At 46.8% G+C, this 26534-nt stretch carries 31 protein-coding genes; 1 reads left to right on the top strand and 30 read right to left on the bottom strand.

The window, feature by feature from the left end:
• Positions 1-195: 195 nt before the first annotated feature.
• From VP97_RS05580 to VP97_RS05605, 6 genes are read right to left on the bottom strand one after another with little or no spacing between them, the layout of a single operon-like run.
• Positions 196-1170 (bottom strand): biotin--[acetyl-CoA-carboxylase] ligase, encoded by a 975-nt coding sequence (locus VP97_RS05580; RefSeq protein ID WP_050180704.1) that lies wholly within the window; start codon positions 1168-1170, stop codon positions 196-198.
• Positions 1155-2351: a CCA tRNA nucleotidyltransferase gene (locus tag VP97_RS05585; RefSeq protein ID WP_050180705.1), complete on the bottom strand. Its 1197-nt coding sequence runs from the start codon at positions 2349-2351 to the stop codon at positions 1155-1157. Before VP97_RS05585 ends, VP97_RS05580 begins: the two co-directional genes overlap by 16 nt.
• On the bottom strand, positions 2344-3486 hold the full coding sequence (gene bshA / locus VP97_RS05590; RefSeq protein ID WP_050180706.1) for an N-acetyl-alpha-D-glucosaminyl L-malate synthase BshA: 1143 nt from the start codon (positions 3484-3486) through the stop codon (positions 2344-2346). Before bshA ends, VP97_RS05585 begins: the two co-directional genes overlap by 8 nt.
• Positions 3487-3503: 17 nt before the next feature.
• Positions 3504-3881, bottom strand: coding sequence for a methylglyoxal synthase (gene mgsA / locus VP97_RS05595; RefSeq protein ID WP_050180707.1), 378 nt, complete (start codon positions 3879-3881; stop codon positions 3504-3506).
• 12 nt (positions 3882-3893) lie between these two features.
• Positions 3894-4691: a 4-hydroxy-tetrahydrodipicolinate reductase gene (gene dapB, locus VP97_RS05600; protein ID WP_050180708.1), complete on the bottom strand. Its 798-nt coding sequence runs from the start codon at positions 4689-4691 to the stop codon at positions 3894-3896.
• The gene (locus tag VP97_RS05605; protein WP_050180709.1) at positions 4692-5024 is read right to left on the bottom strand and encodes a nucleotide pyrophosphohydrolase; all 333 of its coding nucleotides are present in this window, start codon (positions 5022-5024) and stop codon (positions 4692-4694) included.
• A gap of 95 nt (positions 5025-5119) precedes the next feature.
• Here VP97_RS05605 and VP97_RS05610 point away from each other — a divergent pair, with 95 nt between their 5' ends.
• Positions 5120-5992, top strand: coding sequence for a YitT family protein (locus VP97_RS05610; RefSeq protein ID WP_050180710.1), 873 nt, complete (start codon positions 5120-5122; stop codon positions 5990-5992).
• Positions 5993-6534: 542 nt separating this feature from the next.
• Here VP97_RS05610 and VP97_RS05620 read toward each other — a convergent pair.
• The 24 genes from VP97_RS05620 to spoIVA all read right to left on the bottom strand — a co-directional run bounded on the left by VP97_RS05620 (position 6535) and on the right by spoIVA (position 26250).
• Positions 6535-7215: a zinc metallopeptidase gene (locus VP97_RS05620; RefSeq protein ID WP_050180712.1), complete on the bottom strand. Its 681-nt coding sequence runs from the start codon at positions 7213-7215 to the stop codon at positions 6535-6537.
• A 73-nt stretch (positions 7216-7288) separates the two neighbouring features.
• The gene (locus VP97_RS05625; RefSeq protein ID WP_050180713.1) at positions 7289-7498 is read right to left on the bottom strand and encodes a sporulation protein YpjB; all 210 of its coding nucleotides are present in this window, start codon (positions 7496-7498) and stop codon (positions 7289-7291) included.
• 62 nt (positions 7499-7560) lie between these two features.
• A complete protein-coding gene (lhaT, locus tag VP97_RS05630) occupies positions 7561-8145 on the bottom strand; it encodes a lipoprotein heptaprenylglyceryl N-acetyltransferase LhaT (RefSeq protein ID WP_050180988.1) in 585 nt (194 codons plus the stop codon).
• A gap of 48 nt (positions 8146-8193) precedes the next feature.
• Positions 8194-8961, bottom strand: a complete 768-nt coding sequence (locus VP97_RS05635) for a menaquinol-cytochrome c reductase cytochrome b/c subunit (protein WP_050180714.1) — start codon at positions 8959-8961, stop codon at positions 8194-8196.
• A gap of 42 nt (positions 8962-9003) precedes the next feature.
• Complete coding sequence (qcrB, locus tag VP97_RS05640) at positions 9004-9678, bottom strand: menaquinol-cytochrome c reductase cytochrome b subunit (RefSeq protein WP_050180715.1); 675 nt, start codon at positions 9676-9678, stop codon at positions 9004-9006.
• 14 nt (positions 9679-9692) lie between these two features.
• Positions 9693-10196, bottom strand: coding sequence for a Rieske (2Fe-2S) protein (locus tag VP97_RS05645; RefSeq protein ID WP_050180716.1), 504 nt, complete (start codon positions 10194-10196; stop codon positions 9693-9695).
• Between the two features lie 152 nt (positions 10197-10348).
• Positions 10349-10801: a YpiF family protein gene (locus tag VP97_RS05650; RefSeq protein ID WP_050180717.1), complete on the bottom strand. Its 453-nt coding sequence runs from the start codon at positions 10799-10801 to the stop codon at positions 10349-10351.
• A 72-nt stretch (positions 10802-10873) separates the two neighbouring features.
• The gene (locus VP97_RS05655) at positions 10874-11437 is read right to left on the bottom strand and encodes a ReoY family proteolytic degradation factor (protein ID WP_050180718.1); all 564 of its coding nucleotides are present in this window, start codon (positions 11435-11437) and stop codon (positions 10874-10876) included.
• A gap of 22 nt (positions 11438-11459) precedes the next feature.
• The gene (locus VP97_RS05660; RefSeq protein WP_050180719.1) at positions 11460-12728 is read right to left on the bottom strand and encodes a tetratricopeptide repeat protein; all 1269 of its coding nucleotides are present in this window, start codon (positions 12726-12728) and stop codon (positions 11460-11462) included.
• A gap of 144 nt (positions 12729-12872) precedes the next feature.
• Positions 12873-14165 carry a 3-phosphoshikimate 1-carboxyvinyltransferase gene (gene aroA, locus VP97_RS05665; RefSeq protein WP_050180720.1) on the bottom strand — a complete coding sequence of 431 codons (1293 nt, stop codon included), beginning with the start codon at positions 14163-14165 and terminating at the stop codon, positions 12873-12875.
• Between the two features lie 15 nt (positions 14166-14180).
• The gene (locus VP97_RS05670) at positions 14181-15284 is read right to left on the bottom strand and encodes a prephenate dehydrogenase (RefSeq protein ID WP_050180721.1); all 1104 of its coding nucleotides are present in this window, start codon (positions 15282-15284) and stop codon (positions 14181-14183) included.
• Between the two features lie 14 nt (positions 15285-15298).
• The gene (gene hisC / locus VP97_RS05675) at positions 15299-16396 is read right to left on the bottom strand and encodes a histidinol-phosphate transaminase (RefSeq protein WP_050180722.1); all 1098 of its coding nucleotides are present in this window, start codon (positions 16394-16396) and stop codon (positions 15299-15301) included.
• A 15-nt stretch (positions 16397-16411) separates the two neighbouring features.
• Positions 16412-16783, bottom strand: coding sequence for a chorismate mutase (gene aroH, locus VP97_RS05680; RefSeq protein ID WP_050180723.1), 372 nt, complete (start codon positions 16781-16783; stop codon positions 16412-16414).
• Positions 16777-17874 carry a 3-dehydroquinate synthase gene (gene aroB, locus VP97_RS05685; RefSeq protein WP_050180724.1) on the bottom strand — a complete coding sequence of 366 codons (1098 nt, stop codon included), beginning with the start codon at positions 17872-17874 and terminating at the stop codon, positions 16777-16779. The genes aroH and aroB overlap by 7 nt, the downstream gene beginning before the upstream one ends.
• Positions 17874-19049 (bottom strand): chorismate synthase, encoded by a 1176-nt coding sequence (gene aroC, locus VP97_RS05690; protein WP_050180725.1) that lies wholly within the window; start codon positions 19047-19049, stop codon positions 17874-17876. Before aroC ends, aroB begins: the two co-directional genes overlap by 1 nt.
• Before the next feature lie 350 nt (positions 19050-19399).
• Positions 19400-19594 (bottom strand): hypothetical protein, encoded by a 195-nt coding sequence (locus tag VP97_RS23730; protein ID WP_156153426.1) that lies wholly within the window; start codon positions 19592-19594, stop codon positions 19400-19402.
• Between the two features lie 15 nt (positions 19595-19609).
• Positions 19610-20395: a CheR family methyltransferase gene (locus VP97_RS05700; protein WP_050180727.1), complete on the bottom strand. Its 786-nt coding sequence runs from the start codon at positions 20393-20395 to the stop codon at positions 19610-19612.
• Between the two features lie 126 nt (positions 20396-20521).
• Positions 20522-20968: a nucleoside-diphosphate kinase gene (gene ndk, locus VP97_RS05705; protein ID WP_050180728.1), complete on the bottom strand. Its 447-nt coding sequence runs from the start codon at positions 20966-20968 to the stop codon at positions 20522-20524.
• Positions 20969-21063: 95 nt separating this feature from the next.
• Positions 21064-22026 carry a heptaprenyl diphosphate synthase component II gene (hepT, locus tag VP97_RS05710; protein ID WP_050180729.1) on the bottom strand — a complete coding sequence of 321 codons (963 nt, stop codon included), beginning with the start codon at positions 22024-22026 and terminating at the stop codon, positions 21064-21066.
• Positions 22027-22053: 27 nt separating this feature from the next.
• Positions 22054-22755 carry a demethylmenaquinone methyltransferase gene (locus VP97_RS05715; protein WP_050180730.1) on the bottom strand — a complete coding sequence of 234 codons (702 nt, stop codon included), beginning with the start codon at positions 22753-22755 and terminating at the stop codon, positions 22054-22056.
• A gap of 3 nt (positions 22756-22758) precedes the next feature.
• Complete coding sequence (locus VP97_RS05720) at positions 22759-23517, bottom strand: heptaprenyl diphosphate synthase component 1 (RefSeq protein WP_050180731.1); 759 nt, start codon at positions 23515-23517, stop codon at positions 22759-22761.
• Between the two features lie 83 nt (positions 23518-23600).
• Positions 23601-24170, bottom strand: coding sequence for a GTP cyclohydrolase I FolE (gene folE, locus VP97_RS05725; RefSeq protein ID WP_050180732.1), 570 nt, complete (start codon positions 24168-24170; stop codon positions 23601-23603).
• Between the two features lie 156 nt (positions 24171-24326).
• Entirely contained in the window at positions 24327-24599 is a 273-nt protein-coding gene (locus tag VP97_RS05730) for an HU family DNA-binding protein (protein WP_046173727.1), read from the bottom strand.
• Between the two features lie 175 nt (positions 24600-24774).
• Positions 24775-26250 carry a stage IV sporulation protein A gene (gene spoIVA, locus VP97_RS05735; protein ID WP_050180733.1) on the bottom strand — a complete coding sequence of 492 codons (1476 nt, stop codon included), beginning with the start codon at positions 26248-26250 and terminating at the stop codon, positions 24775-24777.
• Positions 26251-26534: the final 284 nt, after the last annotated feature.

A 26534-nucleotide genomic window follows, 5' to 3' on the forward strand; every position in this document is an offset into this window, starting at 1 on the left:
AAAGGGTCCTTTTGCCGGAAAGAAGCAGAAGGACCCGTAGTAAACGGATAAATGTTTCGACCCTCTGTCCCTGTCCATTCGGATCAAGGCAGTGTTTGTCTTATAAAAAATAAGTGATGCTCGTTAAACGTGGTGCAGTTCAAGCCTGATACCGCCCTTGTTCACGATTATTATAACAGGGAGCCACCCATTTGACTACCGTTCAATTTCAATATCTGCCGAGTAAATCGAATGAATCACGCTCTCTTCATCCTGTACCTTCAGCACGCCTTCCTCGGTAATGCCAAGTGCTTTTCCTCGAATCGAGCCATTCACGGTCCGAGCGATAATCTGGCGGCCGATGGACACAGCAAACGATTCCCACTTTGCTTTGATCGCAGCAAATCCGTTATCCACATATTCTCTATAGTAGATTTCCATGTTTTTTAGGATCGCCTGTACAAGTTTAGCACGTGAAACAGCGTCCCCTTTTTCAATGGCAAGCGAGGTTGCAATGCCCTCCAGTTCAGCGGGAAACGCCTGCTGGTTTACATTCATGCCGATGCCGACAATGATCGAGCGAATTCGGTCCGCATCTGCTTGAAGCTCCGTTAAAATACCGGTTATTTTTCTGCCGTTCAGTAAAAGATCGTTCGGCCACTTAATTTCCGGTGTCAGCCCGGTTACGTCCTGAATCGCTTCTGCCACCGCCACAGCCGCTATTAAGGTAAACTGCGGCGCTTTGAAAGGCGGAAGATCCGGTTTTAAAATAAGGCTCATCCAAATGCCTGTCCCTTTTGGAGAATGCCAGGCTCTTGTCATGCGCCCGCGTCCCGCTGTTTGCTCTTCTGCAATAACGAGCGTTCCTTCTTCGGATTCCTCCGCGATTTTATGTGCTTCTTTCTGGGTGGATTCGACCGTTTCTTTAAATACAATGTGTTTGCCAAGCTGGTCGGTTTGAAGACCGATTAACAGTTCATTTTCACTTACTTTATCAGGCTTCCCCGTAATGCGGTAGCCTTTGTTTCGCACAGCTTCGAGTTCGAAGCCCTCCTGCCGCAGTGATTCAATATGCTTCCAGACAGCTGTTCTCGAACAGCCGATGTGATCCGCCAGTGCCTGTCCGGATACAAACTCGCCGTTTGCTTTTGAAAACACTTCAAGCAGCTTATGCTTTACAGAAGATTGCATGCACGCAGCCACCTTTCAATTTCCATTCGCTCGTTTTGAACATCGCCGGCAATCACTGCCTGCTCCGTTCGTTCGAGTACTTCTTTTATCCATGGACCGCGCGGCTTATCCGCCCACTGGAGCAGCTCACTGCCTGTAATGGCCAGATCATGGCGGCTTTTAATCGGCAGCGCTTCAAAACCGCTCGCTGCGTCCCTGGCATCTATCTCTTTTGCACCGGGAAGCAAGGACGCAACAGCCGCTGCGTCCACGGCTGACTCGAGGCCGGCTTGAAACAGCTGCCAGTCCGTGATTCCTTCAGCGAAAAACCGGTTGAGGGTCCCCACACTGCGGCTGATGCGCTTTATTCTTTTTTGCGGCAGTCGCCAGGCGGTTAAAAAGGGCACAGGGTCCGCTTCTGCGCACAAATAAGCCGCCGCTGTCCATACTTGCTCTGCCGTTAGTTTTTCAAGCGGCAGGCCTGCCAGGCGGTCCAGGGCTGCTTTTTGCCCGCTCAGTCCAGGCAGATATTGATAAAGGCCAGTTTCAATAAGGATAGATACCGCCTTGCCTGCACTGCGTCCGCCAAACAATTTATCCATCTCATTCAGCTTTCGCTCTACTGCAATGTGGCCGAGCAGCGGCGCATGCCCGGTCATCGCTTCCTTCGTTTGGGGATGAAGGTTAAAACAAAGCTGGCTCACAAACCGGGCCGCTCTCATCATCCGGAGCGCGTCTTCTGAAAAGCGCTCGGCTGCCTGGCCAACCGTCCGAATGCTTCTCCGCTCAATGTCTTCTTTCCCGCCAAAAGGGTCAATCCATTCTCCGCTTTTGTTCATCGCCATCGCATTCATCGTAAAATCACGGCGCTTTAAATCTTCATAAAGAGAACGAACAAATTCGACCCGGTCCGGACGCCGGAAATCGGTATAGTCCGATTCGGTTCGAAATGTGGTGACTTCAAATCCAGCTCCGTTATGTAAAACGAGAATCGTCCCATGATCAATGCCGACATCAACCGTATGGCCGAAAACGGCTTTTACTTCAGCCGGCACTGCTGACGTTGCAATATCTACGTCATGAACCGGACGGCCTAAAAAAAGATCCCGAACAGCTCCGCCGACAAAAAAAGCTTCATAGCCTGCCGCCTCCAGCCGATCAATCACCGGCAGCGCCTGGCGAAAAAAAGGATGATCAATCATGAGCGTTTTCCTCCAGCAGCCCCCGGTAAATGTGTTCATACTGCTTAACGATATCGGATGAATGAAACCGCTCCCGAACAGTTTCAATCGCCTGTTTCTGCATCTGCTCATACAAACTTTCATCAGACAGCAGTCGAATCGCCGCTTCGCTAATAGCCGGAATATCCCCAACCGGACGGACAAACCCATTGACGCCGTCTTCAATCACTTCCGGAATCCCCCCTGCATCTGTGCCAATACACGGTACCCCGCAGGCCATTGCTTCAAGTGCTACAAGGCCGAAGCTTTCTTTTTCTGATAATAAAAGCTTTATATCACTGATCGTGTACAGTTCCGCTACATTGTTCTGCTTTCCAAGATACAAAATCTGGCCCTCAAGTCCGAGCGACTCTGCCAGCCGGCAGACTACCGTCATTTCCGGGCCGTCTCCCACAAGCAAAAGCTTTGCAGGCATGTGCTCTGCAATATGGGCAAAAACTTTAATCACATCGGTTACCCGTTTAACCGCGCGGAAATTCGAGACATGGATTACTACTTTTTCATCTTCCTTGATCCCGAACTCTTTTCTTAAATCCCGGACCGCTTCCACCGGGTGATATACCCGTTCATCAATGAAATTGTACACAGTTTCAATGTGTTTATCCGGCTGGATCATTTCTTTTGTCTGCCCGGCAAGCGAGTGGGAAACGGCGGTGACGGCATCCGACTGTTCAATGCCAAACTTAATAGCCGGTGCCAGCGCCGAATCCGTGCCCAGCACCGTAATATCTGTTCCATGCAGCGTCGTTACAATTTTCACATCCGACCTGGCCATTTGCTTGCCTAAAATGGCGCATACGGCATGCGGTATTGCATAATGAACATGCAGAATATCCAGCTCTTCCCGTTCTATGATTTCAGCCATTTTGCTGGCCAGGGCAATATCATAAGGCGGATACTGAAATACCGAATACTGGTTTACTTCCACCTGATGAAAGAAAATATTCGGGTATACCCGGTTAAGCCGAAATGGAACAGCCGATGTAATAAAATGAATGGTATGCCCCTGCTCCGCCAGAAGCTTGCCAAGCTCCGTCGCCACGACGCCCGACCCGCCTACGGACGGATAGCATGTAATACCAATGTTTAATCCCATATTTTTTCCCCTGCCGATCATTCACTCTGTTCTTCGATAATTCCATCAATCAATACGCGTGCTGTTCCCAGATTTGTCGCAAGGGGAACAGAATACACGTCACACAGGCGGACAAGCGCCGTTACATCGGGCTCGTGCGGCTGTGCGGTAAGCGGGTCCCGGAAGAAAAACACAAAATCCATTTCACCGCGTGCAATGCGAGCCCCGATTTCCTGATCGCCGCCGAGCGGGCCAGATTGAAAACGGTGTACATCCAGGCCTGTTTTTTCCATTACTTTTGTGCCCGTTGTGCCTGTGGCAAAAAGCGTATGCGCACCGAACACTTCTTTATGAAGATCAACAAACTCGATCAAGTCCTCTTTTTTCTTATCATGTGCAATCAAGGCAATATTCATTAGAATCCCCCATTAATCTAAGATATTTTCAAGACCATAAACAAGCGTTTTTGTTTTCATTACCGTTTCCACACATACTTTTACGCCAGACATAAAGGATGCCCGGTTGTAAGAATCGTGCCGAATCGTTAATGACTCCCCGTCCGCACCAAATAGGACCTGCTGATGCGCGATCAAACCAGGCAGGCGGACACTGTGAATATGCATGCCATCCATCTGAGCCCCGCGAGCACCTTGAATCGTTTCTTTTTCTTCTGGATGCCCCTGGCGCTTCGGTTCACGAACCTCGCTGATCATTTGTGCTGTTTTCACCGCAGTTCCAGACGGTGCATCAAGCTTTTTGTCGTGGTGAAGCTCAATAATTTCTACATCATTAAAATATTTGGCCGCCATTTGCGAAAACTTCATCATTAAAACGGCACCAATCGCAAAGTTTGGCGCGATAATGCAGCCAAGCTCCCTGGACGTGGAAAGCTCTTTGAGTTCTGCCAGCTGGTCATCTGTAAAGCCCGTTGTGCCTACTACCGGGCGAATGCCGTGCTCAAGCGCTGTTTTTGTATGTACATAACCGTATTCCGGCGTGGTTAAATCAATTAATACATCGGCAGCATGTTCTGAGAAACAATCTTTTACATCTGTATAAATCGGCGCTTTAGAGCCTGTAAATCCGATATCCTCAAGTGTTTCCCCTCCATGCTTCCGGTCCAAGGCCGCTACCAGTTCAAATTCCGGTGTATTCATCACCATTTTAACGGCTTCCATTCCCATGCGGCCGCGCGGGCCCGCAATAATAACACGTATGCTGCTCATTTACTTGTCCTCCTCAATTTTCGTCCAGCGGTCTTTGTCTCTTGTCTGGAATTTATTCATTACCCGGTCGTGTGCCGTCTGCAAATCAATCTCCAGCGAATTCGCCAGACAAATGGCTACAAACAAAACATCTCCGAGCTCTTCCTCGATCGTTTTTTCTTCTTCGGATGATTTTTTTGGTTTTTCTCCGTAATAATGATTGACTTCACGCGCCAGCTCGCCCATTTCTTCTGTCAGACGGGCCATCATGGCAAGCGGACTGAAATAGCCTTCTTTAAACTGGCCGATGTAGTCATCTACTTCCTTTTGCATATCACGCATCGATTTATCCATTTTTTTCACCACTTTCTTTCTTCTATATGTTACATATTATATAGAGGAGGTGCAATTTTTTCTTATCATTCATTACGATAAAAAGGAGAACCTATATGAAGCGTGGCGTTAAACTCAAAAATATACTTTTTATTTTAATCGGTTCAGCGATTTTTTCGTTTGGACTTGTCCACTTTAATATGCAGAATAATTTAGCTGAAGGTGGCTTTACAGGCATCACCCTGCTCTTATACAGTTTATTCCAATTTGATCCCTCCTACTCCAACTTATTATTGAATATCCCTATTTTCCTGATTGGATGGAAGCTGCTTGGCCGTGTTTCTTTTTATTATACGCTGATCGGCACATTCAGTGTTTCCCTCTTTTTATGGGTTTTTCAAAAATGGCAATTTCACATCCCGCTTCGGGATGACCTGTTTCTCGCTGCCCTGTTTGCAGGTGTATTTATCGGTGCGGGTCTCGGCATTACATTTCGGTACGGAGGCACAACAGGCGGCGTAGATATTATCGCACGACTCGTACATAAATACTGGCAGGTCAGCATGGGGAAAACGATGTTTCTTTTTGATGCAGCTGTTATCATTGCTTCTTTTTTAACCTATATCGATTATCGGGAAGCGATGTATACGCTCGTTGCCGTATTTGTGGCGGCACGTGTAATTGATTTTATGCAGGAGGGAGCATACGCGGCACGAGGCGCCATGATTATTTCTTCTGCTCATAACGAAATTGCCGAAGAAATTAACAAGCGAATGGACCGTGGCGTGACGATTTTAAAAGGATATGGTTCCTTTACCAAGCAGGAACGCGACGTGCTGTACTGTGTAGTAGGCCGCAATGAAATTGTCCGGCTAAAAAGTATTATTCATGCAGTGGACCCGCACGCTTTTGTATCCGTGACAGTGGTGCATGACGTTTTAGGAGAAGGCTTTACGCTCGACGAAAACAAGCAGCCGATTGAACATTAAAAAAACACCGGGAACCCTCCCGGTGTTTTTTCGAACTGTGAAATAGGATGTTGTCCAACTACATCACCCTCAGAACCCGACTGTTTATGGACATTTTCAGACTGGCTTGCTCCCTTCTGTGTGACCGTTCTTAGTCGAAGCATAAAAAGAGCGGCATTCGCCGGGCTCCGCTTTTGTGGGAGAAAAGGAAGCCAGTAAAACCCGGTCTGTTTCCCTTTCTTTGCTGGAAAAACAGAAAAAACCTTTCAACCTCTCTGTTTTTCAGAAGCACAATGGGTGGAGGGCTGCCGGCATAGACTCCCGCGGGACGAGCGGACAGGGTGAAACAGGCATTGCGAAGCGGTGGCTGGTTCAGCGTTCGCCCCTGCTGTTAGCGCAGCCGCCAGCCCGCAGTCCCTGAAGCTGTTTTTCAAAAGAAGAGGCTTTCAGGCAAGCTAAAAAAGAAACACACCATATAAACTTTTTGAAAACGGAATATCTTCTTGACGAATTTATTTCTCACAGAATGAAAAAAACACCGGGAATTCTCCCGGTGTTTTTTATTAATCATCGCTTTGCGCCATACCTGTGTACATAAGAACAAGACGTACAAGCTCAAGAACGGCTACAGCTGCTGCCGCGACGTATGTCATCGCTGCTGCGTTCAACACTTTACGCGCCTCGCGCTCTTCGTTATTACGGACAATACCGGAAGCAACGATTTGGTCCATCGCCCGGTTAGAGGCATTAAACTCAACCGGAAGCGTAATCACTTGAAAAAGAACGCCGGCTGCCATAAGGATGATCCCAAGCAGAAGCATATTTGTTGCGCTGGCAAAAATACCGATCATGATAAAAATCCATGACATGTTCGAGCTGAAATTAGCAACTGGAACAAGAGCATGACGGAACCGAAGAAACGCATAACCAACCTGGTCTTGAATAGCGTGTCCCACTTCATGGGCTGCCACAGCCGCACCAGCAATTGAATGGCCGTGGAAGTTATTTGACGACAGATTGACTGTTTTGGTTATCGGATTGTAATGGTCGCTTAAAAACCCGCGGGATTCCACTACTTTTACGTGCTGGAGTCCATTGTCATCAAGAATCCGACGGGCTGCCTCTGCACCAGTAATCCCCGTTGAAACGGCTACTTTTGAATATTTGTTGTACGTGCTTTTTACCTTAAACTGCGCCCAGAGCGGGAGCAAGATCAGCAGGGCAAAATAAATGAGCCACATCATTTACCTTCATCTACCTCCATAATAGTGTCGTATTTTGTCTTATGTTTATTTTACCGATTTATACCCCCCGGCGTCAAAGATTACGCTTATTTTCCCTTTCTTCTTCTTTCATTCCTTTATACTTTTTTCTGCCTGTATATAAAAGGGACACAAGGACAACACCGCCTGTAAGCGCCGTGACGTGAATAAGCTGCTCTTTTTTCTCGGGCTTCATTTCTTCCGCTCCGCCGACCGGTACAAATATGAGAAGGAAACTCCATATAAATGCGATGACTTTGTCCATTCTCCATCCCCCCATCTGCTTCTTTCAGTATATGCGCACAGAGGAAGGAATGATGCCGTTTCTCACCACTTTAATCGTTTTGGGCGGACACACATCCACCATGTAACCAAAATCGAGAGCAGGCTGAGCCAGAATGTAAAATAACCAATTTCTTGAATGTATAAATCAAGCTGTGAATACACAGGATACTGCATAAAAACATAGTCGATGATTTCATTATGCACCGTCCAAACCGCCGCAGCGATCAAATGAACAGGCTTTACCCGGAAAAACGGCGCATAAAGCAGTCCCTGCACGGCCATTCCAAAGTGTGAAGCGACCAGCATCCATCCCAGCCAGGAAAGATTGCCTGTTACAGCCAGTGTCAGTCCGTTCATAACAACGGCCCAAATGCCATACTTAAAAAGCGTCATGACAGCCAGTGCCTGTATAAGTCCCCATTGCCGGCCGATCAAGATTCCAAACAGAGCAATGGTAAAAAACAAACTAGCCGTCGGACTGTCCGGCACGAATGGAAGAAAAATAGCAGCCGTTTGCTCCAGCTGAGGCATGTACCAGATGTATCCGTAGATAGTGCCAAGTAAATTAATCAAAAAAAGTGCCCACATAAAAGAGCGGTTCGATAAAAGATAAAACAGCATTTGTATGCCTCCATGGAAAAAAGGACTGCCCATCAACCCGGACAGTCCCATTGATTATTTTGCTTCTAGTGTAGAAATAAATTCCGACAGCTTTTTTAAGTCTTCTTCATTTCCTTTATACATATCCGGCGGCATGGAACCCTTCCCGTTGACCGCGATCTCCGCGATTTCATCCGGTGTTAAGCCGGTGCCGACAAGAGACGGTGCCGCTGCCCCTCCGGACAATGTATCACCGTGGCAATTGATACAGCCATTTTCCTGATAAATTTGAAATCCTTCAGAATTTGTATCAATGGCTGCTTCTTCTACAATCGCTCCCATCGCTTCTTTCGCTTCCCAGTCGACTGCGTCAACAGACTCCCATGTAAGGAAAATAACAGCGGCAAGAGACAAAAGCATAAAGCCGGTGGCAAACGGACGCTCAAGCGGCCGGCGCTTTGGTCCGCGATCGATAAACGGTGCAAGCATAAGGCCGCCAAAAGCAAGACCCGGGATAATAAATGCACCGATAATATTATAAGGACCGGATGCGTACGAATACTTTAAAAGCTGATACAAAAACAAGAAGTACCAGTCCGGTAGCGGCAGATATCCTGTATCGGTCGGATCGGCAACACGCTCAAGCGGCGATGGGTGCGCGATCGTCAAACAAAGATAGCCGATTAAAAATACGGAACCAACCATCCATTCCTTTAAAAGGAAGTTTGGCCAGAAAGCCTCTGTTTTACCCGGGTATTCCGAGTAATCTTTTGGAATATTCGATTTTCGTTCAGCAGGAATACGCGAGTCTCCGACAAACTTCATTCCTTTTCCACGATGCACTGCGTTCCCCTCCTTTGAATTGGACTGAAGCAGGGCCGCTTTTTACAATGGGCCGGAAATTCCCTGCTTGCGGATCATAATAAAGTGGGCGCCCATTAAGCCAAGCAATGCAGCCGGCAGGAAAAACACATGAATGGCAAAAAATCGGGTCAGCGTCTGCGCACCGACAATATCGGGATGTCCAGCAAGCAGCACTTTTAATTCCTGGCCAATCAGCGGCGTAGAAGCCGCAATCTCAATTCCTACCTTTGTAGCGAAAAGAGCTTTCATATCCCATGGAAGCAAGTAGCCGGTAAAACCGAGGCCGAGCATGACAAAGAAAATCAACACGCCAACCACCCAGTTTAATTCACGCGGCTTTTTGTACGCTCCCTGGAAAAACACGCGGAGTGTATGTAAAAACATCATAACGATAACAAGACTTGCACCCCAGTGATGCATACCGCGCACAATTACGCCGAAAGCGACTTCATTTTGAAGATAATAAACAGATTCCCATGCATTTTTAATGTCTGGCACATAGTACATCGTTAAAAACATGCCGGATAGGATTTGAATGACGGTCACAAAAAAAGTCAGGCCGCCGAAGCAGTACACAAAAGCCGAAAAATGATGAGCCGGATTTACGTGTTCGGGCACTTCATGATCCGCAATATCGCGCCACATCGGCGTAATATCGAGACGTTCATCCACCCAGTCATAAATTTTGTTGAGCATACCGTACGCCCCCTTTACACGATATTGTTTGCTTCTGGTTTGCCGAGCTGGAGAAGACCATCTTTTTCAGCAGTAGGATACACATCAAGCGGTTTTAATGGCGGTGTATTCGGCACATTTTTCCCGCTTTTTTCGTACAAGCCATTGTGGCATGGGCAGAAAAATCTGTCCTTATGATCGTTTCCTTCCCAGCTTACCGTGCAGCCCAGATGCTTACAGATCGGTGACAGGGCGACAATTTCATCTTGATCGTTTTTGTATACCCAGGCCGTGCTTGTGACTTCCGATGTATACCATGCGTCGGTCTGCTCATACGAAAAGTCAACGCGTACCGGTACATCTGTTAAATCTGCTACTTTTTGCTGTGTAGGATGAAATTCGCCGGCCGCTTCCCCTTTCAGAACCGGATCAACCGCAAAACGAACCATCGGCATCAGCATCCCTGCAGCCATGAAACCGCCTACACCAGTGAGTGTGTAGTTTAAAAACTGGCGTCTTGATACAGGCTGTTTCCCCATACTTTCCCCCCCTTATACACTTTGCCTCGCCCGCTGTGAACCATATATGAGCAAAAATATAAAACTATGACATTTTAATGATAATCGATACCGGATAGCAGGTCAATAACCTCTGAATGAAAACGCTTTTTCGATTGTGACAATTTTCCGAATTATTCAAAATTCTCCTGCCATTTGTCAACAACTCTATTGACAAGCTGCTTTGCTTGATCGGCAATCAATGAACGCTTTATGCTTTCTTCCATGTCACCAAGCGGAACAGGAGGGACAAAAATGACCGCACCCTGCAGTTCATCTTCGCTCTGGCGCCATGCGGGGTCTGACGTTAAAAAAAACACATGCTTAAACCCGGCTAATTGCGCTCTTTCCGACCAGAGAGGGGCTTTGTCTGCCGTTTCCGGTACATAAGCGTACGGCGGCGTCACGACGATTCTTCCTTTAAACTGCCGTTCTAGAAAATCAGCCAGCAGCCCAACAAATTCATATTGCTCGGCTGACCGCTTAAATTCTGCGCCAAAGTCCACTGGCACAAGCGGTATGATGACTGTGTCGATATACTGTTTCTGCTGCTCAACAAGGACAGCATCTTTTCCATTCCAATTCATTTTATCACCTCCTTTTCATCATATCGGTCTTTCCTTCTTTTTGTAAATACGAGTGTAAAAAAAAGCATCCGATCAACTGTCGGATGCGTCTGTATGTTTTAATAATTCATTGAGCTGGCCGGTCAGCCGGAAAAATGCTTCTTTATCTCCCCGGTCGAGCGCCGCGTCAATTTGTTCCTTAAGCCGGTCGCGCTGAAAATCGTATACACTCCACTTTAAAAATTGTTCTGCCAGCTCTTTTTCTTTTTCAGTGAGCCGAATCCGCTTTGGCATAAACGGATTTTCGACCCTTACAGCCGCGTATTGATGGGACAGATGGGAGCCTTTAAATTTCAGTTCAATAAAGATATCTTCATCTTTGTTTAACCGAATATCATGAAAAGATTTTTCAGCGTCGGTTGTCATAATATTGTCTTTGAAAAAACGGAAGGGTGCGCTGTCCACACAATGAGAGGACATAATCATGCCTCGAGGACAATACTGGGCGTCTTCCACAAAATGCACATGCTCCATCAGCTGGTCATGGCTCATTAAATAATTTAAAATCCAGACAGATTCTCTGCGCTTCAGTTGATAATGATTTAAAAACCAGCGGATAAAATCCTTTTTCTCGTGAACGGAAACCGGAGCAGCCATTATCATCACTCCTCTGCCTTTTTTAATAAGAGTTTATGCTTAAACGTTCAACAAGTTCTGTCCATTCTTCGTGAAGCGGCTCTGCTTTCGCTAATTTTTGGAAGATAGAAAGCGCCTGTTCACGCTGGCCGTCCTCGAGAAGGAAATAGCCGTACTCGGCCAGAAACTCTGTATTTTCACCTAAAACAGGATACAAGTATTCATACAGCTCAGCAGCCTCTTTGTATTCTTCCAGCCGTTCTGCAGCCCGCGCCGCATCCCACAGCAGTAGAGGCTCTCCACTGCCGGATTCACGGAAAATCGAAGCAATTTCAAGTACACCTTCGTATTCTTCCTTTTTCATCAGCAGCGCATTCAGCGCAAGAGCTGCTTCTGTATATTCCGGGTCAAGCGCCAGCGACTCACGCAGGTGGGCTTCTCCTTCTTCTTCAAGGCCTCTTTTTAGAGCCAGCTTTCCGGCAAGCAGGAATAGTTCTTTTTGATATGCATCCCGTGCAATCCCTGCACGAGCTGCTTCAAGTGCTGCTTCCAAATCTTCTTCCATCTCATGTGCCCGCGCCAGGTACAGATAAACAGAATGGTAATCGGGGTCCAGCTCTGCTGCTTCTGATAATTTAGCGGCCGCTGTTTTGTACTGTCCCGCTTGAAAAGCCGTAAATCCATACATAAACAACGTATCGATATCGATTTTATCGTCCAAAGCCCGCTCAAAGTGCGGAAGGCTTTCTTCAAAAGCACCGCCGGCACTGTACGCTTCGGCCAGTCGCTTTTGAATGGAAATGCCGGCAATATCCTGCATGCCTGCCACTTCCAGCTCTTTATACTGACGAACCGCTTCTAAAAACTTTCCTTCTTCCAGGTAAAGCTCACCAAGCGCGAGCTTAATAACCGGCTCGTCCGGCTCTGCCTGCAGTGCCTGCAGAAGCTTATGCTCGCTGACTTCATACAATCCCTGCATTTGATAAAGGTCCGCCAGCACAAGCAGCGAGCGTGCATAAAACGGGTCATCCTGATCGATTTCATCTAAAATAAGCATCGCTTCTTCTTCACGGTCAAGTTCTACGAGCGTCTCCGCCAAAAGCAAAGACAGCTCGCCCTCTCCCGGAAAAGCGCGCAGCAGCTCCTCAAACAGCTGCCTTGCTTCATCTAAAAAACCAAGCTGGAGCAGCTGCTCTCCCAGCTCAAATTGTTGTTGGGCATCACTAGAGGCGAGCACCTTTTCATATAAGGCAGATGCGCCTGCCATATCTCCCTTTTCGAGGTGTGCGATCATATTTTCCGCGTCGTTCATGTTTACCGCCTCTTCTTTCTCCGTCTTCATTTCTTAATTTCTTATTTTAATCAAAGATGGTCAATCGGGCAACTTTTTGGCTTGTACTTCATGTATTCTACCTGGACGGCTATATTCCTTCTTTCCCGAATAGAAAAAGCGCCCTCACAAAGAGGACGCTCCTGCAGAAAGCTGATTCAAATGATCGAAAAACTCGGGGTAGGAAACCGCAATGGCTTCATGGTTTTCAAGCACGACTTCGCCTTCTGTCAGAAGGGAAGCAATAGCCATGACCATGCCGATTCGGTGATCCCCATGTGACGAAACGGTCCCGCCATGAAGCGGAGATTTACCGCGGATAATCATTCCGTCATCTGTTGCTTCAATGTCTGCACCAAGCTTTTTCAGCTCATGAACAACCGTGTCAATCCGGTTTGTTTCTTTTACTTTTAATTCTTCTGCATCACGGATCACCGTTTCACCTTCTGCCTGTGTAGCAAGCAGGGCAATAATCGGGATTTCATCAATTAAACGCGGAATGATCGCGCCGCTGATGTCCGTTCCTTTTAATTGAGACGTTCTGACCGTAATGGTCCCCATCTCTTCGCCTGAATCAACTGTTTTCTCAACCGTGATGTCTGCACCCATCTGCTTCATTACATCTATAATGCCTGTTCTTGTTTCATTTAAGCCCGTGTTTTCAAGAATAACTTCACTGTTTGGCGTAATCGCTGCCGCTACCATGAAAAAGGCCGCAGACGAAATGTCTCCCGGTACGTATACATCTGTGCCCTGAAAGGTTTGGCCGCCTGTGACGATAATACGGTCACCTTCCCGGCGAATGGTTCCGCCAAACTGCTCAATCATTTTTTCCGTATGATCACGTGTTGCTTCCGGCTCGATAATGACAGATTCTCCGTCTGCCTGCAGCGCCGCAAAAATCACAGCGGATTTTACCTGCGCACTTGCAACAGGAAGCCGGTACTCAGTTGTCTCCAGTTTTTTCCCGCGAATCGAAAGCGGTGTAAACCGTCCACGATCGCGCCCGGCAATATCAGCACCCATTGCCGCAAGAGGAACTGTTACCCGGTCCATTGGACGCTTGCCGATTGATTCATCCCCGATCATCACAGAATGAAACGGTCGTCCCGCTAAAATACCGAGCATTAAGCGTGTTGTCGTACCGGAATTTCCGGTATCCAGGATGGCAGATGGCTCCTGCAGCCCTTCCCATCCTTTTCCGTACACAATGATTTCTTCATCTGTTTCATCGATCTGCACGCCAAGCTTGCGGAAGCAGTCGATCGTGCTCAAGCAATCTTCCCCTTTTAAAAAGTGGCGTACTGTTGTCGTTCCTTCTGCCAGTGCTCCGAACATAATAGAGCGGTGAGAAATGGACTTGTCACCCGGCACTTCGATACGCCCGCCAAGAGACGGATTAGTAAACGTCAGTTTCATGTATTGGACCCTCTCTTATGCTAAAAATAGATCATACGTTGTTTTCTGCTCCAGACATTGTTTGGCACGAAGACGGTCCTTTTCACTTTGAAAGCTGATGACCAAAACGCCAAACACGTCCTCGCGCGTTTCTACAATCCGAATGTTCGTAATGCTGATCCGCTCATCTGCCAGATAGCCTGTTAGTTCAGAGATAACACCAGGATAATCCGGCACATCTACGTACAGCTCATAAAAAGCTGGAATGGCACCTTTAGAGTCCGCCGGAAGCCCATCACGAAACTTTTTCGCATCGTTAAAGTAGTGGTAAAGCTTTTCTTCGTTTTCGGTTTCCAAAAGAGATAAAACACTGTTCATTTCATCGCGCCAGTTCGTTAACAAAGCGATAAGAATTTCCTTATTGTGAAGCGAAATGTCTTTCCACATTTCCGGACTGGAGGAAGCAATACGGGTAATATCCCGAAAGCCCCCCGCCGCAAGCCGCTCGATCAGCGGATTGTCTTCATTGTATTTTTGAGCCTGATGAACGAGTGAAGCGGCAATAATATGTGGAAAATGGCTGATCACACCTGTCATTTCATCATGGTCTTCTGCGGTTACGACCAGAATGTTTGCCCGCGTTCCCTCAAGCCATTTTTTCAGCATGGCTACATGCTTTTCTCCTGCTGCGCTGCCCGGTGTCAGTAAATAAAAGGCGTTTTCAAACAATAGTTCTTTCGAAGCCGCCACGCCGCTTTTATGGGAGCCGGCCATAGGATGACCGCCAATAAAAGCTATTCCCTTTCTGTCTAAAAGCGCAGCTTGCTTCATAACACGGCTCTTTGTGCTTCCCGTATCCGTAATCAGGACACCTTCTTTTAAAGGAAGCTCTGCCAGCGTTTTGATCATTTCTTCTGTTTTTAATACAGGTACTGCTAAAATAATCAAATCGGCTTTTTGTGCGCCTTCTTCAAACGAAAGGGCTCTTTCATCTATAATGTTCAACGCTTCTGCAAGTCCCAGCTCGGATCCGCGTACATCAAATCCGATAATATGCGCCTGCTCGTGTGCTTTTTTTATCGCTTTTGCCAGCGATCCGCCAATTAAGCCAAGACCGGCGATAAAGACATTTCCTCTCATCGGCGAATCACCTTCTATCTTTTTACAATTTCAGCTAAGAAGCTTTTCATTGCCTCTATAACACCTTCGTTTTGTTGCTTGGATCCGACTGTCACCCGAACCGTTCCCGGTATTCCGAGTGCAGCACCGGAGCGGACAATATATCCTTTTGACATTAAATATTCGAACAGCTCGTTGCTGTCGCAGTTAAAGTCAATCAAAATAAAATTTGCTTCTGACGGGTAAAAATCGAGGTTGTTTTCACGACAAAACGCATAAAATTGCTCGAGGCCTTCTTTGTTCGCCGCACAGCATTCCTCTACAAACGATTGATCCGAAAGAGCCGCTGCCGCTGCCATTTGTCCCAAGGAATTCACGTTAAATGGTTCCCGAACCGGATCAATTTGTGCAATCAGCTCCTCGGACGCGAAGCCATAGCCAACCCGGAAAGCGGCCAGGCCGTAGATTTTAGAGAAAGTGCGCAAGACGATCACATTTTTGTATTCTTTAATGATCTCAAGTGAATTGTAATAATCAGATGCTGTCACATACTCGTAGTACGCTTCATCCAAAACGACTAATACGCCTTCTGGAACCCGGTTCAAAAAGCCGCGAAGCTGCAGGTCCGTAATATGGATGCCTGTTGGGTTGTTCGGGCTGCAAAGCCAGACGATCGCTGTGTTTTCGTCAATCGACTCGGCCATTTTATCCAGGTTGTGCGCGCCATTGACAAGCTCCACCTCGCGAACTTCCGCTCCTTCTACAACGGCATTGTGGCGGTATTGTGGGAAAGAAGGTGTCGGCATAACCGTATTTTTGCCTGGCTCTAACATCGCCCGTGACAGCATCATAATGATTTCATCAGAGCCATTACCGAAAATCAGCTGTTTTTCGGAAACGTTTAAGAAAGAAGCGAGTTCCGTCCGGAGTCCTGTTGTATAACCGTCGGGATAAATCGCAAATGACTCTGCATACTCACGAATGTATTCCTTTACACGCTCGGATGATCCGAATGGGTTTTCATTAGAGGCGAGCTTGACTACATCCTGCAAGCCATACGCTTTTTTTACTTCATCCGTTGTTCGGCCAGGCTGATATGCTTTTAATGTCAGTATTTGTTCTTTCCATTTCATCTTTTTTACGCTCCCTCAGTTTGTTGATTGCTGCAAGTCCGGACGCAGAACAGCTGCTCCTTCTAAATAAACATGCTGAATGTCTTTTTGTGCAACATCTGTGTTTACATGCATCATGATGCGGATGCAGCGCTCCAGTCCGCCTTTAATGGCCAGCTCCTGCATGCACATAACCGGCACGTATTCCCAGCCTGTCTGCTCACGGAGAACTTTTGCTGGAAACATGGCATCCAGGTCATTCGTGGCTGATAAAAAGGCCGAGCAGACTGTTTCTGGGTCAATGCTGTTTTGGTTAATCATTTCTTCAATAAGCCGTTTTGTTGCTTCTGTCATTAGCGCTCCATCATTTGATGCTACCGTAATTGCTCCGCGAATTCCTCTTACCATTGGTCGGCCTCCTTTCGGAAATGCTGGTCAATTTGCTGAAGTTCTTCTTTTGTCATTTCCGTTACATACGGCTTGCCCGTTTCACTCAATAGTACAAAGCGGACCGTCCCGCCATACGCTTTTTTGTCACGGGCCATCACTGCATAAATTTCATCAAAGGAAAAAGCTGTGCCGGCTTCGACCGGATAACCTGTTTCCTTCAGCCAGGCGGCGAATGAACGGATGTCAAAGGACAAACCATTTTTAAACTGTGAAGCATAAAGCGCAAAAATCATTCCGCAAGCCACCGCCTCGCCGTGCGCTATTTTTCCATAGCCGGACAAAGCTTCTACGGCGTGTCCATATGTATGGCCAAAATTTAAAAAAGCCCGGACACCCGTTTCTTTTTCATCTTCTTTTACAATCGCGCTTTTAATTTCGATTCCCCGCTGCAAACAGTGTGCTAAAAACGAACCCTTTATATCTTTTGCACTTTGAACTGATTGCTGGATGTTTTCAAGCAGCGCTGCATCGGCAATCAGAGCATGCTTAATCACTTCGGCAAAGCCGCTTCTTGTTTCCTTTTCCGACAGCGACTCCAAAAAAGACGTGTCATACAGAACGGCTTCCGGCTGATGAAAGGCGCCAATCATATTTTTGCCGAGCGGATGGTTAATGGCTGTTTTGCCTCCAACCGCACTGTCATGCGCCAGTATCGTCGTCGGAACCTGAATAAACGGAATGCCGCGCATATAGCTTGCCGCGCAAAAGCCCGCCAGATCTCCGCAGGCTCCCCCGCCAAATGCGATCACAAGCGAGCGGCGGTCAAGCGCCGCTTCAAGCATAGCTGTTAAACATTGCTCGAACACTGAAAACGACTTGGCTGATTCACCGGCGGGAACAAAGTGCCAGTCTGCTGCGAGCGAAGATGGGAGTGCGCTCCGAAGCGCCTCGCCATGAAGCGCATAAACGGCTTCATCAGCAATCACAAACAAGCGGGTCGGCACTTTTGGCATTTCCAGAATAAAACGGCCAATTTCCTGCACGGCTCCTTCCCCAATAAGTACAGGATAGGTTTTATGAGTTGTTTCAACCATGACACGGTTCATCATTAAAACTCCCTTGCGTACGCTGCGTGTTCCTTTACCTGGCGGATTAAATGATCCATTCGGTCTCCATTAAACTGTTCTAAAACAGCGTTAGCCAGCTCCCAGGCCACCGCTGCTTCTGCTACGACGGCTGCTGCTGGAACGGCGCAGGCATCTGAACGTTCAATGCTTGCTGTAAACGGCTCTTTTGTATCAATGTCCACACTTTCAAGCGGCTTGTAAAGCGTCGGGATCGGCTTCATGACACCACGAACCACAATTGGCATCCCATTTGTCATACCGCCTTCAAAGCCGCCAAGGCGGTTTGTTTTCCGGTAAAAGCCCTGCTGCTCGCTCCAGGCAATTTCATCATGCACTTCGCTGCCGAATTTACGTGCTGCTTCAAAGCCGATACCAATTTCTACACCTTTAAATGCATTGATGCTCACAATGGCAGCGGCCACTTTTGCGTCAAGCTTGCGGTCATAATGAACATAGCTTCCTACGCCAATCGGCATGCCTTCTGCAATTACTTCTACGACACCGCCAATCGAGTCGCCATTTTTTTTCGCATTATCGATCGCTTCGATCATTTTTGCGGCTGCTTCTTCATCCAGGCAGCGGACTGATGAAGCTTCGCTGCGCTCCTGCAGCTCGCCAATCGTTTCAAACTGAACATTCTCCGCACGAATACCACCAATTTCAATAACATGTGAGGCAATTTCTACACCGAGCAGCTTTAACAGCTTTTTCGCTGCTGCTCCTGCAGCGACACGTACAGTCGTTTCACGGGCAGACGAGCGTTCTAATACATTGCGCATGTCACGATGGCCGTATTTGATCCCGCCGTTTAAGTCGGCATGCCCCGGACGAGGGCGTGTGATTTTCCGCTTGATTTCCTCGGCTGCTTCCTCGCTGTCAAGCGCTTCAATGCCCATAATTTTTGTCCAATGCTTCCAGTCGTCATTTTCTACCACTAATGTGACAGGTGATCCGAGGGTATAGCCATGGCGTACACCGGATTTTATCGCTACTAAATCTTTTTCAATCTGCATACGGCGGCCGCGGCCGTGCCCTTTTTGACGGCGCAGCAAATCGTTGTTTACATCTTCTGCAAGAAGCTCCATGCCGGCCGGAAGCCCTTCAATAATCGTTGTTAATTGTGGTCCATGTGATTCCCCAGCTGTTAAATATCTCATTCTCCTGCTCCCTTCAATACGTTAAAGCGGTTATGTACTACTATATCATATTTAAAATTCTTTGGAACAGCCGAAACGACTGTTTTTGAGAATTTTATCACAATTCCGTCGTCCGTAGTGATAATTTCGATAAGATTTACGCTTAAAAGCGCGACATTGAGCTGCCGCGCTTTTAAACTGACCCTTTTCATCATTTTTACTTGAGCGTAAAAGAAACATTTATTGAATCAATGTTACAATTTTTTATAAAAAACGTCAGTGTGTAGACAAAGTCTTTCTCTCTTAAAAAAGGGCCGATAAGTGGTGTTGAAGATCAACCAGCCAAGGACAGGATAGACATTTTTCTCTTTTTAAAAAAGAAAAAATACAACCTTTTTAGCTCTATACACTCTTGGTGCAAGCCACTTGGAGGCATCCGGGTCAGCGCAGACTCCTATGGGACGAGCGGGCAGCAGAGACCGGCTGAGTCGCCAGGCGCAGTCGGGCTCTGCGCCTGCCCCATGGAAAGCGGAGCTGCCCGGACGCCACCGATCTATCTCATTCATGTGCATGGTCATCCATCATTTATCTACAGTCTGCAATTTTTTATAAAAAAATGTGTCTTCTACGCCAAAACCGTACCGCTCTGGATTAAAAATCTGTTCTGTGCTGCCAACGAATAAAACGCCTCCCGGACGCAGTGCTGCATGAAACTTGCGGTACAGCTCATCCTTCGCTTCTTCTGTAAAATAAATCATTACATTTCGACACACAATTAAATCATAGCCGGTTTCAAATCGATCCGACAACAGATTTTGTCGTTTAAAGTTCACGGTCCGTTTTACATCATTTGAAATCTTGTAAAAATTACCTTCTTTTTGAAAATACTTCCTTTTCATTGCTTCTGGCACTTCAGCAAGCGATCTTTCTGGGTAAAGGCCAAGCTTTGCTTTTTGAATCACATTCACATCCAGGTCGGTCGCTTGTACAGATACTGATGAAAGCGGCATAAGGCTGGATAAAACCATAGACAGTGTGTAAGGCTCTTCTCCTGTTGAGCAAGCTGCACTCCATACTTTTGGGCGATTATTTTCCTTCAGCAGCCGCGGCAGAATTTTTTTCTCCAGTATCTCCCACCGTTTCCCATTTCGATAAAATTCCGACACATTAATAGTCATCCGGTCTAAAAACTCATTCATCATCGTTTGATTTGAATTTAACGCGTCAAAAAAAGTTGAAAATGATGGATACCCTTTTTTCTCGTATAAAGATGTCAATCTTCTTTTCATTTGTGCTTCTTTATATAAAGACAGGTCGATGCCTGTTTTTCGCTTGATCGAGCCGACAAATTGTTCGTAATCCCCCATTGTGCTCATCCTTTCTACCGATCTGCTTCTTTTTTCTTTTATTATAGCTGATCTGCAGAGCATAAGTGGGAAAAAATTCACAAAAAAAGAGTTTTCAGCCTGACCGGCTGAAAACTCCAGGAGTGATTAGTAAACCCATTCGGACCCTGACTTTTGGTACGTTGTCAGCTCATTTTCCCCAAAGAAAAGGCTAATTTCACGTTTCGCGCTTTCTAAAGAGTCAGAACCGTGAATGACATTTTTGCCGACGATTACCCCGTAGTCACCGCGAATCGTCGCTGGTGCTGCATCTTTTGGGTTTGTAGCGCCCATCATTTGGCGGGCAGTCGCAATCACATTTTCACCTTCCCATACCATCGCGAAAACAGGTCCAGACGTAATAAAATCTACTAATTCACCGAAAAATGGGCGTTCTTTATGTTCCCCGTAGTGCTGCTGAGCTGTTTCAGGTGATATCTGCATCAGCTTTGCTGCCACAAGGCGGAAGCCTTTTTTCTCAAAACGCGACACAATTTCCCCAATCAAACCACGCTGTACTCCATCAGGTTTTACCATTAAGTATGTTTGCTCCATCTTTCACCACTCCTGTACTATGTATACCGCTTACATGCGGCCAAGATGAATCGTAACACTTATTTTGTAAATTTACAACGCTTTCATGGAAATAATTAATATTTTCTTTTTCCAATAAAATGGGCAATATCGCGCAGTGAATTCCGGTGACGGCCCGGCGGCAATTCAGTTAAAATAGCCAGAGCCCGGTCCAAATACCGTCTGCTTAGCGCATGAGACCGCTCGATGGCGTCACTGCTTTTTAAACGGACAATAATATCATTTATTTCATCACGGCTTGAATGGGCATGAATGGAAGAAATACGCGTTCGCATGCTTTCATCCTGCATGGCATACAAAACGGGAAGCGTGATGTTTCCCTGCAGCAAATCTCCGCCTGCTGGTTTTCCAAGCTCTTTTTCACTTGCCGTAAAGTCAAGAATATCGTCCGTAATTTGAAAAGACATACCTACGTTATAACCGAACTCATACAGCCTGCGATGAATAGAAGCCGGGGCTCCGGATGCAATCGCGCCCAGCTGGCAGCTGGCTGCAATCAGGATCGCTGTTTTGCGCTTGATACGGCGCAGATAATCGCGCAAATGCTGATCGTATCGGTATTTGTCTTGTATTTGCACAATTTCTCCGATACACAGCTCCGTCATCGTGCGGGATAAAATACGGTGAGCCTCTACTTCCTCAATTTGCGTCATGGAGTCGAGTGCCGCTGCAAAAATAAAGTCACCAGCATACATTGCAATTCGGTTATCCCATTCTGCTTTTACTGTATGCTGCCCGCGGCGTATGACCGCATCGTCAATCACATCATCATGAACGAGTGAGGCCATGTGAATCAGCTCAAGAGAAGCGGCTGCATATTTCACGCGATGAATGTCATAGTCGCCAAACTTCGCACCAAGCAGCAGCATGACCGGGCGAATGCGTTTTCCGCCTGCTTGAAGAAGATGTACAGACGCTTCCTCTAAAATAGATGATGACGAGCCAACTGCTCGTTCTAGTTCCTGTTCAATCAAGTCAATATCCGCTTTTAACCGCGTATAAATTAGTTTTATATTCATTTTTTTCACCCGGCTCTTGATCTAGTATTATTTGTTTCCGTAATGAGTGGCGGCTACTCCGCCGGTATGAGCTTTAAAGCGCACGTTTTGAAAACCGGCCTGCTGAAACATGCGGGCAAGCTCCCTCATGTCTGGAAAATGGCGCGCTGATTCCTGTAGCCATGAATATTCCTCATAGCTTTTGGCAAAAAGACGGCCAACTGCCGGCATAACATAACGGAAGTATAGCTCGTACCCTTCTTTAAAAACAGGCATTTGCGGCTGGCTTGTTTCTAAGCAGACGACCATGCCATCCGGCTTCAACACACGGTGCATTTCTTTTAATACCTGCATGTAATCCGGTACGTTGCGAAGGCCAAAGCCGATCGTCACATAATCAAAGGTTCCGTCTTCAAACGGCAGCTCCATTGCATTTCCGTGGATCAGCTCTACCTGCTCCAGCCCGGCTTGTTCTACTTTTTGTTTGCCAACTGCGAGCATATTTTCACTGAAATCAAGCCCTTTTACAACTCCCTGCGGCCCCACTGCCTCTGCCAGTGCGATCGTCCAATCGGCTGTTCCACAGCATACGTCAAGCGCGCTGGCTCCTTTTGGCACATTCATGATTTTCATCGTTTCATTTCGCCAGCGCTTGTGCTGCTGAAAGCTGATAACAGAATTCATTTTATCGTAGTTGCCATATATTTTTTCAAATACACTATGCACTTTTTCTTCTTTTGATTGCTGCATTCTTCACCCTTCTTCCACAAGTCGAAGCGGCCTGCTTTCAAAAAGACGGTCGCGTTCCGCTTCAATCACAGCCGCGCTGTTTGAATCTATGCCCTTTATGCATTCCCTCAGGTCAGCTTGTATATCATCCAGGTGCTGATCGATTATATCCAGCACCTGCTGATCGGTTTCATAGTGTTGTTTCAATGCGCTAAAAAGAATAAAGGGCTGTTTTTTCTCACGAAGAAGCCGGTCTGCCGTTAAAAGCTGCCGAACGGCACGAGCCAGCGCTTCATCCGTTTTTTTCTCCGTGTGTACAGCGCCAATAATATCTCCTTCAATGACTCCAACAGCGTTTAAAATTGCTTCTATTGTACCGAGCTGATGGCGATGAAGGGAGGTCTTTGCTTCGTTGACCCTTTTTACCGCTCCCGCAAGAATTCCTACCCAGTGAACACAGTCCGCTTCAGCCAGTGTCCGGTAGTACATACCGCTAAAATAATCTCCTGCTAATACGATCAGCTGGTTTTTTTGTGTCATTTCTTCCGTGACAGACGGAATGGCATCATGTACATCCATGGCCAGTCCAATGAGAACAGCTGCCTGCATTTGCTTTTGCACCTGTTCACTTTTTCTTTCCTGGTCCGTAAATGCTAGCATTAAAGCAGATGCCCGAAGCGGATTAATAACCGGCATGCCAATGACTTTATTCAAAAAAGGCTGCCCGCATGCCCGGTTGATCTCTTCAAGTAGTGCACTCTGTTGCTCCTGCCACTCCTTCATTGTGAAAACCCCTCACTCGCAAATCATTTCAATTGGTTCGTTCCCTGTTAAATGTCCACACTCAGTATATCACACTCGTGTTCTCATGACGAACGAATGAGCGAAAGAAGCTCAGTCCGAAGCTGGGCGTCATTTTCGTACAAACCGCGGGCTGCCGTTGTAACCGTTTTGGCTCCCGGTTTTTTCACACCGCGCATGGCCATGCACATATGCTCCGCCTGCACAATCACCATGACTCCCTGAGGCTGAAGCATATCCATAATGGCATCTGCTACTTCATTCGTAATCCGCTCCTGCAGCTGCGGACGGCGGGCCACTGATTCTACGGCACGGGCAAGCTTGCTCAAGCCTGTTACTTTACCGCCCTTTGGCATATAAGCTACGTGAGCATGGCCGAAAAATGGCACGAGGTGATGCTCACACATTGAATAAAATGGAATGTCTTTGACGAGAACAAGCTCTTCATATTGCTCCTCAAATACCGTTTCAAAATAAAATCTCGGGTCTATATGAAGACCTGAAAAAGCTTCTTCGTACATTTTCGCTACCCGTTTTGGCGTATCCTGAAGACCTTCGCGATCCGGATTTTCACCAACCGCCTCTAAGATAAGGCGTACGGCCTGCTGAATTTTGGCGTGATCCACTTCAGCCATTTTTATCCACTCCTGTATACATGTATTGCATGTGTCATATTATTTGTACTGCACTTCATCTTAGCATATCGGCCGACTCTTGGGCAAAATGAAGTGTTCAAAAAAAAGACTGCCCGATTGGGGCAGTCCCGCGTTTAGCCGCATTAGGCTATGTACTTATTTAACCGCGTCTTTAAGCGCTTTACCCGGTTTAAATGCCGGAACTTTGCTCGCAGCGATTTCGATTTCTTCACCTGTTTGCGGGTTACGTCCTTTACGTGCTGAACGCTCGCGTACTTCAAAGTTTCCGAAACCGATCAATTGTACTTTGTCGCCTTTTGCCAATGTGTCCTGGATGGCATCGAAAAGAGCATCTACCGCTTTTGTCGCGTCTTTCTTAGAAAGTTCTGCTGTTTCTGCAACTTCATTGATCAAATCAGTTTTGTTCATGCCATTCACCTCCTCCCGCATGAGACACGATAAACATTGTTATATCAATGTTTTACCGTAATTCTGTTAAAAGATTATCACATGTGTTCGGTCATATCAAGCAGAATCCACCTTAAACGGGCATTTTCCCCGGTTTCACAAAAAAAAGACTCCCTTTTTGAGAGTCTTGCCTGTTTTAAAGCAATATGGCAATCATTCCGCCCGAACCTTCATTGATGATTTTTTCCAGCGTATCTTTTAATTTGCTTCGGGCGTGATCAGGCATTAAGGACACTTTGGACTGAATGCCATCCCGGACAATCGAGCTTAAATTGCGTCCGAAAATATCACTGTTCCAAACAGATAATGGATCATCTTCAAAGTCCTTCATCACATGATGAACAAGCTCTTCACTTTGTTTTTCCGATCCAATAATCGGTGAAAATTCCGATTCAACATCTACTTGAATCATGTGAATAGACGGCGCTACCGCTTTCATCCGGACACCGTAACGAGAGCCATGGCGGATAATTTTCGGTTCCTCAAGCCGCATCTCGTTGATCGATGGAACGGCTACCCCGTAACCAGTCTGCTTAACCATTCTCAGCGCTTCTTCTACCTGCCCGTATTCTTCTTTTATATGGGCATAATCCTGGATGATTTCCAGCAAATGCTCTTTTCCGCGCAATGGCTCCCCGATAATTTCGTTGACGATCGTTTCGTATAAGCCGTTTGGCGCATGAACGTTGATTTCCGCAATCCCCTGTCCCATGTCCATTCCGGTTAAAACAGCAGACTCAATGTATTCGCCGCCGCCAAATTGATCGACAACCCGTTTTACATCCCGAAGCCTTTTAATGTCTTTGACCGTTTCTTTAACCATTTCATTGTATTTATCTCGAAGCCAGTGAGACTCATCAAGCGCCATAATCCAGGAAGGAAGATGAACGTTCACTTCATGGACTGGGAACTCAAACAAGGCTTCCTGCAGAACATGAAGCACGTTCGATTCTGTCATGGATTCAACCGACATAGCGAGGACAGGAATATCGTACTTCTCGGCCAGTTCCTCCTGCAGCTGTAATGTTTCCAAATGCTCAGGCCGGGCCGAGTTAATAATTAAAATAAACGGCTTGCCCACTTCTTTCAGCCCTGCAACTGCCCGCTCCTCTGCCTCAATGTAGGTGCTTCGGCGCAGTTCACCAAATGATCCGTCGGTTGTTACAACCACTCCAATAGTAGAATGCTCTTCAATCACTTTTCTTGTACCGATATCTGCCGCTTCGTCAAATGGAATCGGCTCATCATGCCATGGTGTTTGAATCATTCGCGGACCGTGCTCGTCCTCGTAGCCTTTTGCTTCCGGCACGACATAGCCCACACAATCAACAAGCCGAATATTAACGAGAACACCACCTGCCTGTACAGCCGCTGCACGACTCGGGACAAATTTAGGCTCTGTTGTCATAATCGTCCGGCCGGATGCACTTTGCGGAAGTTCATCCTGGGCACGGCGGCGTTCAGATTCACTGTCCATATTCGGCAGCACCAGCAGCTCCATAAACCGTTTGATAAATGTTGATTTCCCTGTTCTGACAGCACCCACAACGCCTAAATAAATATCGCCTTCGGTTCGTTCGGCAATATCCTTAATGACTTCTGTATTTTCCATCAGCAGCCCCCTCCCGTTTCGAACGGCTCGTCCGCCGCCTGCCATACAGTGTATGAGCGTTTTTTAGAATGTATGCAAAAAAAGAAGCACGCATGTTACGGAGCTGATGAAAAAGTCCATTAAAAAATGAAGTTGATTATCTGCTATATACAGATAATCAACTTCATTCTTCTGAAATATGATGTTATCGGACTACATCATTCCCAAAATCTACACGTGTAGTGACCGATCTTAGCCGAAGCATAGAAAAAGCGGCATTCGCGGGGCTCCGCCTTTGTGGGAAG

The organism is Domibacillus robiginosus (assembly GCF_000966195.1).
Lineage (GTDB): Bacteria > Bacillota > Bacilli > Bacillales > Domibacillaceae > Domibacillus > Domibacillus robiginosus.

Excerpts from the sequence above, each read along its gene's own strand:
- VP97_RS05580 (WP_050180704.1), bottom strand. The coding sequence starts at position 1,170 with ATGCAATCTTCTGTAAAGCATAAGCTGCTTGAAGTGTTTTCAAAAGCA.
- VP97_RS05585 (WP_050180705.1), bottom strand. The coding sequence starts at position 2,351 with ATGATTGATCATCCTTTTTTTCGCCAGGCGCTGCCGGTGATTGATCGG.
- bshA (WP_050180706.1), bottom strand. The coding sequence starts at position 3,486 with ATGGGATTAAACATTGGTATTACATGCTATCCGTCCGTAGGCGGGTCG.
- mgsA (WP_050180707.1), bottom strand. The coding sequence starts at position 3,881 with ATGAATATTGCCTTGATTGCACATGATAAGAAAAAAGAGGACTTGATC.
- dapB (WP_050180708.1), bottom strand. The coding sequence starts at position 4,691 with ATGAGCAGCATACGTGTTATTATTGCGGGCCCGCGCGGCCGCATGGGA.
- VP97_RS05605 (WP_050180709.1), bottom strand. The coding sequence starts at position 5,024 with ATGGATAAATCGATGCGTGATATGCAAAAGGAAGTAGATGACTACATC.
- VP97_RS05610 (WP_050180710.1), top strand. The coding sequence starts at position 5,120 with ATGAAGCGTGGCGTTAAACTCAAAAATATACTTTTTATTTTAATCGGT.
- VP97_RS05620 (WP_050180712.1), bottom strand. The coding sequence starts at position 7,215 with ATGATGTGGCTCATTTATTTTGCCCTGCTGATCTTGCTCCCGCTCTGG.
- VP97_RS05625 (WP_050180713.1), bottom strand. The coding sequence starts at position 7,498 with ATGGACAAAGTCATCGCATTTATATGGAGTTTCCTTCTCATATTTGTA.
- qcrB (WP_050180715.1), bottom strand. The coding sequence starts at position 9,678 with ATGCTCAACAAAATTTATGACTGGGTGGATGAACGTCTCGATATTACG.
- VP97_RS05645 (WP_050180716.1), bottom strand. The coding sequence starts at position 10,196 with ATGGGGAAACAGCCTGTATCAAGACGCCAGTTTTTAAACTACACACTC.
- VP97_RS05650 (WP_050180717.1), bottom strand. The coding sequence starts at position 10,801 with ATGAATTGGAATGGAAAAGATGCTGTCCTTGTTGAGCAGCAGAAACAG.
- VP97_RS05655 (WP_050180718.1), bottom strand. The coding sequence starts at position 11,437 with ATGGCTGCTCCGGTTTCCGTTCACGAGAAAAAGGATTTTATCCGCTGG.
- VP97_RS05660 (WP_050180719.1), bottom strand. The coding sequence starts at position 12,728 with ATGAACGACGCGGAAAATATGATCGCACACCTCGAAAAGGGAGATATG.
- aroA (WP_050180720.1), bottom strand. The coding sequence starts at position 14,165 with ATGAAACTGACGTTTACTAATCCGTCTCTTGGCGGGCGTATCGAAGTG.
- VP97_RS05670 (WP_050180721.1), bottom strand. The coding sequence starts at position 15,284 with ATGAGAGGAAATGTCTTTATCGCCGGTCTTGGCTTAATTGGCGGATCG.
- hisC (WP_050180722.1), bottom strand. The coding sequence starts at position 16,396 with ATGAAATGGAAAGAACAAATACTGACATTAAAAGCATATCAGCCTGGC.
- aroH (WP_050180723.1), bottom strand. The coding sequence starts at position 16,783 with ATGGTAAGAGGAATTCGCGGAGCAATTACGGTAGCATCAAATGATGGA.
- aroB (WP_050180724.1), bottom strand. The coding sequence starts at position 17,874 with ATGATGAACCGTGTCATGGTTGAAACAACTCATAAAACCTATCCTGTA.
- aroC (WP_050180725.1), bottom strand. The coding sequence starts at position 19,049 with ATGAGATATTTAACAGCTGGGGAATCACATGGACCACAATTAACAACG.
- VP97_RS23730 (WP_156153426.1), bottom strand. The coding sequence starts at position 19,594 with ATGAATGAGATAGATCGGTGGCGTCCGGGCAGCTCCGCTTTCCATGGG.
- VP97_RS05700 (WP_050180727.1), bottom strand. The coding sequence starts at position 20,395 with ATGGGGGATTACGAACAATTTGTCGGCTCGATCAAGCGAAAAACAGGC.
- ndk (WP_050180728.1), bottom strand. The coding sequence starts at position 20,968 with ATGGAGCAAACATACTTAATGGTAAAACCTGATGGAGTACAGCGTGGT.
- hepT (WP_050180729.1), bottom strand. The coding sequence starts at position 22,026 with ATGAATATAAAACTAATTTATACGCGGTTAAAAGCGGATATTGACTTG.
- VP97_RS05715 (WP_050180730.1), bottom strand. The coding sequence starts at position 22,755 with ATGCAGCAATCAAAAGAAGAAAAAGTGCATAGTGTATTTGAAAAAATA.
- VP97_RS05720 (WP_050180731.1), bottom strand. The coding sequence starts at position 23,517 with ATGAAGGAGTGGCAGGAGCAACAGAGTGCACTACTTGAAGAGATCAAC.
- folE (WP_050180732.1), bottom strand. The coding sequence starts at position 24,170 with ATGGCTGAAGTGGATCACGCCAAAATTCAGCAGGCCGTACGCCTTATC.
- VP97_RS05730 (WP_046173727.1), bottom strand. The coding sequence starts at position 24,599 with ATGAACAAAACTGATTTGATCAATGAAGTTGCAGAAACAGCAGAACTT.
- spoIVA (WP_050180733.1), bottom strand. The coding sequence starts at position 26,250 with ATGGAAAATACAGAAGTCATTAAGGATATTGCCGAACGAACCGAAGGC.